Genomic DNA, 12184 nt, shown 5'->3' with positions numbered 1-12184 from the left:
CTAAAAACGCCAGAATTCGGCAGCATAAGACTGGGAGTATCTTCACGTGGCATCACTTATCGAAAAACTTCTCCGCACGGGTGACAAAAAAACCCTGCGGCAACTGCGGAACTATGCTGACTCCATCAATGCGCTCGAAGACTCGTTCAAAACCTTCACGGATGCTGAGCTCCGCGAGGAAACTGACCACCTCCGCGCCCGCCACCAGGACGGTGAGCAACTGGACGATCTCCTCCCGGAGGCTTTCGCTGCCGTGCGCGAGGCCTCATCCCGCACCCTGGGCATGCGTCACTTTGACGTCCAGCTCATGGGTGGCGCCGCACTCCACCTGGGCAATATCGCCGAAATGAAGACCGGCGAAGGCAAGACCCTCGTGGCTACCGCGCCGGCCGTCCTTAATGCCCTCACCGGCAAGGGCGTCCACGTCATCACGGTGAACGACTACCTGGCCGAATACCAGTCAGATCTTATGGGCCGGGTCTACCGTTTCCTTGGCCTGACCAGCGGTTGCATCCTGTCCAACCAGGATCCCGCGGTGCGCCGGCAGCAGTACGCCGCGGACATCACTTACGGCACCAACAACGAATTCGGCTTTGACTACCTGCGCGACAACATGGCGTGGGACCAATCAGAACTGGTCCAGCGCGGCCACAACTTCGCCATTGTTGATGAGGTCGACTCCATCCTCATCGATGAAGCCCGCACGCCGCTGATCATTTCCGGCCCTGCCCAGGGCGACACCAACCGGTGGTACAGCGAATTTGCCAAGGTGGTGCAGCGACTGAAGGCCGGCGAGGACTACGAGGCGGACGAGAAGAAGCGCACCGTTGGTGTCCTCGAAAGTGGCATCGAAAAGGTGGAGGACTACCTGGGCATCCAGAACCTCTATGAATCCGCTAACACTCCGCTCATCGGGTTCCTGAACAACGCCATCAAGGCCAAGGAACTGTTCAAGCGGGACAAGGACTACGTCATCCTCGACGGCGAAGTGCTGATCGTTGACGAACACACGGGCCGCATCCTGGCCGGGCGCCGCTACAACGAGGGCATGCACCAGGCCATCGAGGCCAAAGAGGCCGTGGAGATCAAGGCCGAAAACCAGACCCTGGCCACGGTAACACTCCAGAACTACTTCCGCATGTACTCCAAGCTGGCAGGCATGACCGGCACGGCCGAGACTGAGGCCGCGGAGTTCATGGGCACGTACAAGCTCGGCGTGGTGGCCATCCCCACCAACCGGGACATGCAGCGGCTCGACCAGTCGGACCTGGTGTTCAAAAACGAAAAGGTGAAGTTCGACGCCGTCGTGAAGGACATTGCCGAGCGCCACGCAGAGGGCCAGCCGGTCCTTGTGGGCACCACGAGTGTCGAAAAGAGCGAATACCTCTCCGGGCTGCTCGCCAAGGAGGGCATCCGGCACGAAGTCCTGAACGCCAAGAACCACGCCCGTGAAGCGGCCATCGTGGCGCAGGCCGGACGCAAGGGTGCGCTCACGGTGGCCACCAACATGGCAGGCCGAGGCACTGACATCATGCTGGGCGGCAACGCCGAATTCACCGCGGTGGCTGACCTCGCCAAGCGCGGGCTGGACCCGGAAGAGAATTCCGAGGAGTACGAGGCCGCCTGGCCGGCTGCCCTCGAGGCGGCCAAGCAGTCCGTGAAGGACGAACACGAGGAAGTGCTGAACCTCGGCGGGCTGTATGTCCTGGGAACTGAGCGGCACGAGTCCCGGCGCATCGACAACCAGCTCCGTGGCCGTTCCGGCCGTCAGGGCGACCCCGGCGAATCACGCTTCTACCTCTCCCTGACCGATGACCTGATGCGGCTCTTCAACTCCGGCGCGGCCGAACGGCTGATGAACAGTTCCGTCCCGGATGATGTGGCGTTGGAATCGAAACTGGTTTCCCGGGCCATCGCGTCTGCGCAGGGCCAGGTTGAAGGCCGCAACGCCGAGCAGCGCAAGAACGTCCTCAAGTACGACGACGTCCTGAACCGCCAGCGCGAAGCCATCTATGGCGACCGCCGCCGGATCCTCGAAGGTGACGACCTGCACGAGAAGGTCCAGTTCTTTGTGGAGGACACCATCACCGCCCTGATCGACGCCGCCACGGCCGAAGGCAACGGCGACGACTGGGACTACACCCAGCTGTGGACCAACCTCAAGACGCTCTACCCCGTCAGCGTCACAGCGGAAGAGATCATCGAGGAAGCCGGTGGCAAGTCCAGGCTCACTGTTGAATTCCTCAAGGAGGAGCTGCTCTCCGACGCCCGCGTCGTCTACCAGACCCGGGAAGAGACCATCGGCGCAGAGAGCATGCGCGAGCTGGAACGCCGCGTGGTGCTGTCGGTCATCGGGCGCAAGTGGCAGGAACACCTCTACGAGATGGACTACCTGAAGGAAGGCATCGGCCTGCGCGCCATGGCACAGCGCGACCCGCTGGTGGAATACCAGCGCGAGGGCTTCACCATGTTCCAGAGCATGATGGAGGCCATCCGGGAGGAAAGCGTCGGCTTCCTGTTCAACCTTGAAGTTGAGGTCACTCCGGCCCAGGATGTGGTGGTGGCCGACGCAGCAGGTGGCCACACCGAACATGTTGAGCCGCAGATCCATGCCGCCGGCCTGGAGGCTCCGAAGAAACCCGCCCAGCTGCAGTACACGGCACCCGGCGAAGACGGCGCATCCCAGACCCGGGTGGAGGGCCGTGTCTCGTCACGGTCCGGAAACCCGGCCAAGGCTGCAGCGCAGGACGCCACCAAGCGTCCGGCCAAGAAAAAGCGCCGCTGACCTCAGCGCGATGATCGACAGGAAGTGCCCGGAGCCTCGGTTCCGGGCACTTCTGCATTCGTGGGTAAGCACTTCAGCCGACGATGAACTCAGTGACGCGCCAGACCTGCTTGCTGCGTTCAAGCCGGACCGCCACAGCGCGGGCGCGGACATCGTCAACCACCACGGCGCTTGCCTCGTAAATGCCGGGGCCGACCTCGCAGGCGCGGACAGAGCGCACCACGGAGTTCTTGTGCAGCCGGGCCAGGGCCGGCGAAGCGGATCGCGCCTGCTCGCGGCGGATCAGGGCCGCACGGTGCTGCAGCACGGCGAGGCAGCGCGGATCCAGCCGGCGGGCAAGCTGGTGGATCGGCCGGATGCCGGCAAGGACTTCCATGGCCGCCTGCACTGTGCTGCGGGTGATCGCCAGGATTTCGGAGGTCTCGTCTGCTGCATGCAGCGGCGCGACCGGTGCGGTAGTGGTGCGCAGGGGAACTTGGCGGACTGCCGCCGCCCGGCCCGGGTTGACCGTGGCGGAGCGGATTGGCGTAACTGCGTACATGTGATTCCCCTTAGTCGTGACCTGATGAATGTCGGAATGTCGGAATGTCGGCTAGGCCGTGGAAGGTGCTTTCAAAATCTGCCCGGGCAGCAGGACATGGGGGCTTTCGCCGATCTGGGCTTTGTTGGCCTCGTACCAGCGGGGCCAGTGCAGGGCGACGTCCACATCCGAAGCCGCCGGGCCCAGGTGGCGGGAAGCGATGTCCCACAGGGTGTCGCCTGCCAGCACCGTGACCTCAGTCAATTCCGGCGGCGTGCCCTGTTCCGCCCGGACTGGCTGGGCCGCCAGCAGGCCGGGGTCCGGGGCCGGCGGGCTGGGCCGCCAGTCGGGCCGGACCGTAGCCGCCGGAGCTTGGCTGGTCTGTTCTCCTGTGTTCGCAGGGACTTTGCCCTCTGGTTCCGGGATCGGCCGGAGGTCGACGGTGGGGGACCACTGGGCCTGGACGGCCACGCCGTGGACCGGTACGTTCTGGACCACTAATTCATTGACCGCCACATCCTGCGTAGGCACCCAGGCCGGTCCCGCCGGCGGGACGGCTGCGTGAGCCAAAGGTGCCGACAGCAGCTGCACCGACAGTGCGGCCACAGCGAGCCGCCGCATAAATGCCGGGCAGCACTTGCCTGCCCTGTCGGCGGCCCGCCGCCGGCCGCACCTGTCCAGGACGGCAGCTGTTGACGCCAAAATCATCGAGAAGATCCACCACGCCACGATGGTCAGGCCCGCGGCAACAGCCACGGCACCAAGCAGGTCATCAACGTCCGGGGCTTGCCGGCGTGCTGTGGACAGTTGCCACCGATTCACCATGCCCCCGCCGGCAACGCAGAGGAAGAATCCCAGCAGGAGGATGGACACCGCCATGACGGCGTCCGCGCGGAGCCCGCGTGCTGTACCTGCCGTCATGGTGCTCCTATCATCCGTTTGATGCAGTTTGATGCTGTTTGATGAATCTAAGATCAGTTTGACGCAGCTGTGATGGATTTGTCCAGAGACTGGAGTGATGTTGTTGATGAATTGACCGCGAATGAAGCCGCACCCTACGCTTGGCCCCATGCGTTGGGATGCTCTGTTCAGTGATATGGAGGCACAGTTCGCCGAGGGCGAGCGGCTGGCCGTTGATGCCGAGATCTCTGAGCGGGCACGGGCGGAAACAGCCTCCGTGGCTCTGGCTGACCGCTTGCGGGGTTCCCTGGACAGCCACGTGGCCGTGCACCTGGCGTGTGGGCGCGTCTTCGAAGGAACCCTGAGCCATGCCGGCGCCGACGCCCTGGTTCTGAACGAGTTGCGCCACCAGGTCCTGGTCCCGTACGGCGCGGTGGCGCGCTATGCGGGCTTGGGGCGCGTGTCCGTGGCCGAGACTTCGCAGGTGCGGCGCCGGATCGGATTGGCACATGCGCTGCGGGGCCTGGCGCGGGACAGGGCCGAACTGGCAGTCATTCTGCGCCACGTACCGGAAAGGGATACGGGGCTGGCCGGAGTCATCGACCGGGTGGGCAGTGACTTTTTGGACCTGGCGCTGGTCAGTCCCGGGGAGTCCCGGCGGGCATCACAGGTCCGGCAGGTTGCCACGATTCCGTTTGCGGCGCTGGGTGCCCTGCGGTCACGGAGTGCAGGGGAACTGTAACGGATCAGGCGTGCTTGGCTTTGGCTTCCTGGATCATGCGGCTGGCCTCGGCGTACCGCTCTTCGATGTATTGCTCCAGCATCTTTTCCTCGACGCGCCACTGCCCGCGGCCACCCACCTGAATGGCCTTCAGCTCTCCGCTGCGGACCAGGGCGTAGGCCGCCGGCGAGTTGATCTGTAGCTGTTCAGCAACATCGGCGAGAGTTAGGAATCTGGGCATAGCTCCATTTTGCCATTGAAGACGTCATCTGGTGCGGTTATCCACAGTTTGATGTTGTTTGGCCTTTTGACTTTTGTTCCGGGGCCCATGCCGCAACAATGAGGTGTCCGGGCGCAGCCAGCCGACTGGACCGGATCTAGGGGGAGAAAAGCATGAGCCACGATGCTGTTACTACGGGTGCCAGGCTGAAACCGCCGTCGTGGAAGGATCCCCGGCTGCTGGTTGGCGTGCTGCTGGTCCTGGCATCAGTGGTGGGAGTGATCTCGCTGGTTGGCAGCGCTGACCAGACCACCGAGGTTTACGCCGCCCGGGACTCCATTGCCGTGGGTGAGAAGCTGACTGCGGACAATGTGGTCCGGGCCAAGGTCCGCCTGGGTGAGACCGAACAGCATTACGTCACCGTTGAAGCTGGGCTCCCGGACGGGCTGGTGGCAGTCCAAAGAATCGGCAAGAACCAGCTGGTGCCCAAGGAAAGTCTGGCCACCGTGGATGCGCTGGACCGCAAGCCCGTGGCCGTGACCATTGATGAAGCGCTGCCGCCACAGGCAGTGGCCGGGACCCGGGTGGACGTCTGGGTTGCCCTGCCGGATGCCCGCAACGGTTTCAGCGAGCCGAAGCTCCTGCTGCCCGGCGCGGAAATTGCACAGGTGACCGCCGGTTCCACGGCTTTGGGGTCCTCCCGCAACACGGTGCTGATGGTGCTGGTTGCCGACGGCCAGATGCCGGCCATCCTCGGCGCGCAGGCGAACCAGGCCAAGATTTCAGTGGTGTGGAACCCGGGCGGCGGGACCTCATGAGCATCCCCGTGGTCACTGTGGGCCAGGCCCGCGAGGACGTGGTGGGCGGGTTGGAGCGGCTCCATGGTCCCGTCACGGTGGTCCGGCGCTGCGCCGAACTGACGGAACTGCTGGCCGCCTGCCAGAGCGGACTGGCGCGGGCGGCGGTTGTGGCAGATGGCTGCGAGGGCCTGACTGCCTCGCTCGTTGACCGGCTCGGTGCCGTGGGCGTGGCGATCATCGCCCTCACGGATGACGCCGACGAAGCCGCCAGGCTGCGCGGTATCGGTGTGGCCTCCGCGCTGACCGGAGTGGAGTCTGCCGCCCTGGCGGGCAGGATTGCCGAGGCTGTTGCCCAGCTGACCGGCACCGCCAAGGATGCCACGTTCGGGAGCGGGCTGGGGGACACCAGCGCTGCGTTGCGTCAGCGTCCCGCAGACCAGGCGGAGTTGCCGCTGGCCTCGGGCGAGGGCAGGATCATCGCCGTGTGGGGTCCTGCCGGTTCACCCGGCCGTACGTTCGTGGCGGCCAACATCGCAGGGGAACTGGCTGCGGATGGGAAGTCCGTGCTCCTCGTCGACGCCGACAGTTACGGGGCCAGCATCGCGGCCGTCCTGGGCCTGCTGGATGAGTCTGCAGGGATCGCGCAGGCCTGCCGGCTTGCGGACCAGGGACTGCTCGACGCCGATGCGCTGCTAAAGGTGGCCACACCGGTCACCACCAAGCTTGGGACCTTCCGGGTCCTGACCGGGATCACCCGGGCGGACAGGTGGACCGAATTGCGGGCAGCAGCCCTGTCGCTGGTGCTGGAACGCGCGAAGGAGGTTGCCGACGTCGTCGTTGTGGACACCGGCTTCTGCCTGGAAGCGGACGAGGAACTCAGCTTCGACACGATGGCTCCGCGCCGGAATGCCGCGACCCTGCGGAGCCTGGAACTGGCGGACACCGTCTATGCCGTGGGGGCCGCCGATCCGGTGGGGGTTCCCCGGCTGGTCCGCGGACTCGCGGAGCTCGAGTTGGCAGTTCCGCACGCATCGCCTGTTGTGGTGATGAACAAGGTCCGCGCGGCGGCGGTGGGGAGATCCCCGGAACGCCAGCTGAAGGATGCGTGGGAGCGGTATGGTCCGTCGTCGCAGATCGCGGTCTTCCTGCCGGCGGACAGCCCGGCAGCTGATGCGGCGCTGCTCGGCGGCTCTCTGCTGCTCGAAACGGCGCCGGATTCCAGGCTCAGGCGGGCAATCGCCGAATTGGTTTGTGCACCCGTCCAGCGATCTTCGCGATCCTCTGTATTTTCTTCCACACCGAGCCGTCGCCGAAAGGGTTAGGCTCGCCGTAGGAGCTGCAACGGTGCAGCATCAAACTTGTGATGGAGGCGTTTGTCGATGTCGTCTGGATCCAGCGTGGAGGATCAAGCCTTGGCTATTGGTGACCGGGAGGGATTCCTGGCGGATTACTACCAGCATCTGGCCGAAGAGGATGCCCGGACCTATTCCCCGGAGGCGCTGGCCAGCCGGGCGGAAACCCACCGCGGTTTGGCCGCGAACCGGCAGCCGGGCCAGGCGCAGGTTTCCATCGTTAACGAGGCGGACAGCAGCGTCGTCTATGTCGTTACGGACGATATGCCCTTCCTGGTTGACTCGGTCAACGCCGAGCTTGTGCGCCAGAACGCCGCCATCGGGCTTGTCCTTCATCCGCTGTTCGTGGTGACCCGGAAGCGGGAAACGGGGGAGCTGGTTAAAGTGGACCGCGTCCCCTCCCACATCGGGATCTCCAGCGGTGATACCGCGGCGATGCCCATGGTGTCCCACCTCATCGCACAGGGCGAAAACGCCTCCCACATGGAGTCCTGGATCGCCGTCGAAATCAACCGTGTCTCCAGCGGGGCATGGGCGTCTTTGCTGGAGGGCCTGGACCGGGTCCTGGGCGACGTACGCGCCGCCGTCGAGGACTGGCCCAAGATGCGCAACAAGGCCCTGCAGATTGCCGCGAGCCTGGACCAGGTGTCCCACCCGACCCAGATCGCCGAACTGCGGCAGGCGCAGGATCTCCTGCGCTGGCTCGACGACGGCAACTTCACTTTCCTCGGATACCGCGAGTACGACCTCGTCACCGTCGACGGTGAAGATGTACTGGAACTGCGCGAAGACAGCGGGCTCGGGCTGCTCCGGGCGAAGCCGGGTGCTCCGCACATGCAGCACCTCACCGACGCCGGCCGAAAGAAGGCCCGGGAAAAGCGCGCGCTGGTGATCACCAAGGCAAACTCACGGTCCACCGTCCACCGTCCCGCGTACCTCGACTACATCGGCGTAAAGAGTTTCGACGCGGCAGGAAACGTCAACGGCGAGCGCCGCTTCATCGGCCTGTTCGCTACCAGCGCCTATGCCGGCTCCGTCCGGAACATCCCCATCGTGCGCGAGAAAGTGGACGCCGTGCTGGGCAACGCCGGCTTCCCGCCGGACTCCCACTCCGGCAAGGACCTGTTGGGGATCCTGGAGACGTACCCCCGCGACGAACTGTTCCAGATCGAGACCGAGGACCTGGCCGCCACCGCCACCGGCATCCAAAGGCTGCAGGAGCGGCGGCGGACCCGCCTGTTCCTCCGGCCGGACATTTACGGCCGCTTTATGTCCGCGTTGGTCTACCTTCCGCGCGACCGGTACACCACCAATGTCCGGCTCCGCATCGAGGAGGAACTGCGCTCAACGTTCCAAGCCGAGTCGATCGACTACGAGGCGAGGATGACCGAATCGGCCCTCGCCCGCCTGTTCTTCCGGATCCGACTGCCCAAGGGCGCCGAGATCAGCCACGTCAACGCCGATGAGCTTGAAGCGCGGCTGGTCCGCGCTGCACGTTCGTGGAGTGAGGGCATTGGCGAAGTCCTGCGGGAACGCGGCGCCGATGAGCAGGCGAAGGAGCTCGCCGCGATCTGGTCGGAGGCTTTTCCCGCCGGCTACCGGGTGGATTACGAGGTTGAGGACGCGCTGGAGGACATCGCCCGGTTTGAGAAGTACGGGGCTGAGGCCGAGCGGTTAGCCGGCGCCAGGCAGGAACGGCCGGGCGTCCACGTGTATTTGCCCAAAGGTGCCGGTGAAGTCCTGGAGGAGGATGCCCGCGTCAAGCTGTACATGCTGGAGCCCAAGAGCCTGAGCCAGATCCTGCCGTTCTTCCATAATCTGGGACTCGAGGTGCTCGATGAGCGGCCCTTTGAGATCGAGACGGCTGACCAGCGGGATTTCTTCCTCTATGACCTTGGGCTGAAATACCCTGCAGGCATTGATCCGCTGGCTACCGGCCAGCTGCTGGCTGACTCGTTCGGTGCCGCCGTGTCAGGCGCTGTCGAGTCGGACAGTTTTGACCGGCTGGTGTTGCGTGAGGGGATGCAGTGGCGCCAGATCACGGTCCTGCGGGCCTATGCCCGGTACATGCGGCAGATGGGGAACACTAACTCGGTGGGCTTCATGGCGGACACTCTGCTCGCCAATCCCGATGTCACCAAGGCGCTGACGGCGCTGTTCGAGGCCCGGTTCGATCCCGCCCTGAGCGGGGCTGAGCGCCTTGCGGCACAGGGGAAAGTCCGCGGCGAGCTGTCCGCTGCTATAGACGAGGTGGCAACGCTCGACGCCGACCGTGTGCTGCGGACCCTGGCGAACCTGGTCGAGGCGACCCTCCGCACCAACTACTACCAGTACAAGACGCACCTGAGCTTCAAGCTCGATCCTGCCCGGATTGAGGGCCTGCCTTTCCCGCGGCCGATGTTCGAGATCTGGGTCTATTCCCCTCGGGTCGAGGGTGTCCACCTCCGTTTCGGCAATGTGGCCCGCGGCGGCCTGCGCTGGTCTGACCGGCGCGAGGATTTCCGGACGGAGATCCTTGGCCTGGTGAAGGCGCAGACCGTCAAGAACGCGGTGATCGTTCCCACCGGGGCCAAAGGCGGCTTCTTCGCCAAGCGGCTGCCCGACCCCGCCGTGGACCGTGCCGCCTGGATGGCGGAGGGTGTTGAAAGCTACAAGACGTTCATCCGGGGTCTGCTGGACCTCACTGACAACCTCGTCACCGGAGCCGGGGGCGAAACTGTTGTGCCGCCGTCGGACGTTGTCAGGCACGACGACGACGATTCCTACCTCGTGGTGGCGGCGGACAAGGGGACGGCCACGTTCTCGGACATCGCCAACGGGCTGGCCGCTGAATACGGGTTCTGGCTTGGTGACGCGTTCGCGTCCGGAGGTTCGGTGGGTTACGACCACAAAGCCATGGGCATCACGGCCCGTGGCGCCTGGGAGTCTGTCAAACGTCACTTCAGCGAGCTCGACGTGGACACCCAGACCCAGCCGTTCAGCGTGGTGGGTGTGGGTGACATGTCCGGCGACGTGTTCGGCAACGGCATGCTCCTGTCCCGGCACATCCGGCTGCTGGCAGCCTTCGACCACCGGCACATCTTCCTTGACCCCGCACCGGAAACGGAATCGTCGTTCGTGGAACGGCGGAGGCTGTTCGAACTGCCGCGGTCCTCGTGGGACGACTACGACAAATCCCTCATCAGCGCAGGCGGCGGTGTGTACGCCCGCCAGGCCAAGTCCATTCCGGTCTCGCCGCAGGTCCGGGCGGCACTGGGCCTGCCCGAGGCGACCACCGAGCTCAGCCCGCCGGAGCTCCTCCGCGCCATCCTGCTCGCCCCCGCCGACCTGCTGTACAACGGCGGGATCGGGACGTATGTCAAGGCCAGCACCGAGACCAATGCCTCCGTAGGTGACAAGGCCAACGACAGCATTCGAGTGGACGGCAAAGACCTGCGGGTCAAGGTGGTGGGCGAAGGCGGAAACCTGGGCATGACGCAGCGCGGCCGCATCGAAGCCGCCCTGCAGGGGGTCATCCTGAACACTGACGCCATCGACAACTCGGCCGGCGTCGACTGCTCCGACCATGAAGTGAACATCAAGATCTTTGTGGACAGGATGGTGGCCGCGGACAAACTGACCCCGGAGGAACGGGCGGGTTTCCTCGCCTCCATGACGGACGAAGTGGGGCGGCTGGTCCTCGAAGACAACGTGGACCAGAACATCCTGCTTCTGAACGACCGGATGCGCGTGGCCGAGTGGAGCCCCAGCTATGAGCGCCAGATGGACTGGCTGGAAAAGTCGGCGGACCTGAAGCGTGACCTTGAAGCGCTGCCCAGCACGGAAACGCTGCGGGAGCGGCTGGACCAGGGGCAGGGGCTGACGTCACCGGAGCTTTCGGTGCTGGCGGCCTACGCGAAGATCGAGCTGGCGTCGGCGCTGCGTGACAGCGACCTCGCCGACGATCCGTGGTTCCGCGGGACGCTGCGGGCGTACTTCCCGCAGCAGCTGCGCGAACGGTTCGATGCCGAGCTGGAAACCCATCCGCTGCGGCGCGAGATTATTGCCACGGTGGTGGCCAACGACATGATCAACATGGGCGGCATCACGTTCGCCTTCCGCACCATGGAGGAAACCTCGGCCACGGAGGTGGCTGTGGCCAAGGCCTTCGTGGCGCTCCGCGAGATCTTCGACCTGAACACCATGGTGGGGGAGCTGAACAGCCTGCCGGCGTCGTTCCCCACCGAACACTGGAGCACCGTCCACCTGGACATCCGCCGTCTGCTGGACCGCGCCGTCCGGTGGCTGCTGGCCCAGGGTGGCTCGTCGCGGCCCATCGCCGAGACCGTGGCCGAATTCAAGCCGCTCCTGGAACCGATGCGCGGCCGGCTCCTGGACTACCTGCGTGGCGATGACCGTGACCGTGTTGCGGACTGGCTGGAGACCGCGCGCGCGTGGGAACTTCCGGAGGGGCTAGCCCTCCGGTGGGCGGAACTCTTCGAGAGCTTTGTCCTGCTGGACATCGCCAAGATCGTCCATGCCCGCAAGGAGCCGGTGGAGGAGATCGCGGCGGTCTACTACACAGTGTTCAACCGCTTCCATGCTGACTCGCTGCTGGAACGGATCAGCAGCCTGCCGCGCCAGGACAGGTGGCAGGCACTGGCCAGGGCCGCGCTCCGGGACGACCTCTATTCCACAGTCTCGGACATGACGACGGCGGTACTGGAGTCGACAGCGTCCGGGGACTCGGCGGAGGACAGGCTGAAGGACTGGGAACGCCAGAATGCCGAGCAGCTGGGCAGGGCAAAGAGCATGTTTGACGAGGTCAACGCGCTCGAGGCCGACGATATGGCCTCACTGTCGGTAGCATTGAGGCTCTTGAGGTCAATCGTCCGACGCTAGGAATC

General features: G+C 65.1%; 8 protein-coding genes. 5 read left to right on the top strand and 3 right to left on the bottom strand.

The window, feature by feature from the left end:
- Positions 1–46: 46 nt before the first annotated feature.
- A complete protein-coding gene (gene secA / locus AC3IT0_RS14485) occupies positions 47–2785 on the top strand; it encodes a preprotein translocase subunit SecA (RefSeq protein ID WP_489320440.1) in 2739 nt (912 codons plus the stop codon).
- A gap of 73 nt (positions 2786–2858) precedes the next feature.
- On the opposite strand, the gene AC3IT0_RS14480 is transcribed toward secA, so the two are convergent.
- Positions 2859–3326, bottom strand: a complete 468-nt coding sequence (locus tag AC3IT0_RS14480) for an Rv3235 family protein (protein ID WP_489320439.1) — start codon at positions 3324–3326, stop codon at positions 2859–2861.
- A 51-nt stretch (positions 3327–3377) separates the two neighbouring features.
- Positions 3378–4226 (bottom strand): LysM peptidoglycan-binding domain-containing protein, encoded by an 849-nt coding sequence (locus AC3IT0_RS14475; protein ID WP_489320438.1) that lies wholly within the window; start codon positions 4224–4226, stop codon positions 3378–3380.
- Between the two features lie 148 nt (positions 4227–4374).
- Here AC3IT0_RS14475 and AC3IT0_RS14470 point away from each other — a divergent pair, with 148 nt between their 5' ends.
- Positions 4375–4947: a hypothetical protein gene (locus tag AC3IT0_RS14470; RefSeq protein ID WP_489320437.1), complete on the top strand. Its 573-nt coding sequence runs from the start codon at positions 4375–4377 to the stop codon at positions 4945–4947.
- A 4-nt stretch (positions 4948–4951) separates the two neighbouring features.
- Here AC3IT0_RS14470 and AC3IT0_RS14465 read toward each other — a convergent pair whose 3' ends face one another.
- On the bottom strand, positions 4952–5167 hold the full coding sequence (locus tag AC3IT0_RS14465; RefSeq protein WP_489320436.1) for a helix-turn-helix domain-containing protein: 216 nt from the start codon (positions 5165–5167) through the stop codon (positions 4952–4954).
- A 152-nt stretch (positions 5168–5319) separates the two neighbouring features.
- Between AC3IT0_RS14465 and AC3IT0_RS14460 the strand changes: the two genes are divergently transcribed.
- Genes AC3IT0_RS14460 through AC3IT0_RS14450 form a run of 3 tightly spaced genes read left to right on the top strand, consistent with a single transcriptional unit; the run spans position 5320 to position 12179 of the window.
- Complete coding sequence (locus AC3IT0_RS14460; protein WP_489320435.1) at positions 5320–5964, top strand: hypothetical protein; 645 nt, start codon at positions 5320–5322, stop codon at positions 5962–5964.
- Positions 5961–7268, top strand: coding sequence for a CpaE/TadZ family protein (locus AC3IT0_RS14455; protein WP_489320434.1), 1308 nt, complete (start codon positions 5961–5963; stop codon positions 7266–7268). The genes AC3IT0_RS14460 and AC3IT0_RS14455 overlap by 4 nt, the downstream gene beginning before the upstream one ends.
- A gap of 57 nt (positions 7269–7325) precedes the next feature.
- Positions 7326–12179, top strand: a complete 4854-nt coding sequence (locus AC3IT0_RS14450) for an NAD-glutamate dehydrogenase (protein WP_489320433.1) — start codon at positions 7326–7328, stop codon at positions 12177–12179.
- The last annotated feature ends 5 nt before the right edge of the window (positions 12180–12184 follow it).

It is taken from the genome of Pseudarthrobacter sp. KH_020_B (assembly GCF_057840185.1).
This window is presented reverse-complemented; position numbering and strand designations above follow the sequence as displayed.

What these genes read in the sequence shown, in the direction of transcription:
- AC3IT0_RS14460 (WP_489320435.1), top strand. Translation starts at nt 5,320, where the DNA reads ATGAGCCACGATGCTGTTACTACGGGTGCCAGGCTGAAACCGCCGTCG.
- AC3IT0_RS14475 (WP_489320438.1), bottom strand. Translation starts at nt 4,226, where the DNA reads ATGACGGCAGGTACAGCACGCGGGCTCCGCGCGGACGCCGTCATGGCG.
- AC3IT0_RS14465 (WP_489320436.1), bottom strand. Translation starts at nt 5,167, where the DNA reads ATGCCCAGATTCCTAACTCTCGCCGATGTTGCTGAACAGCTACAGATC.
- AC3IT0_RS14455 (WP_489320434.1), top strand. Translation starts at nt 5,961, where the DNA reads ATGAGCATCCCCGTGGTCACTGTGGGCCAGGCCCGCGAGGACGTGGTG.
- AC3IT0_RS14470 (WP_489320437.1), top strand. Translation starts at nt 4,375, where the DNA reads ATGCGTTGGGATGCTCTGTTCAGTGATATGGAGGCACAGTTCGCCGAG.
- AC3IT0_RS14450 (WP_489320433.1), top strand. Translation starts at nt 7,326, where the DNA reads ATGTCGTCTGGATCCAGCGTGGAGGATCAAGCCTTGGCTATTGGTGAC.
- AC3IT0_RS14480 (WP_489320439.1), bottom strand. Translation starts at nt 3,326, where the DNA reads ATGTACGCAGTTACGCCAATCCGCTCCGCCACGGTCAACCCGGGCCGG.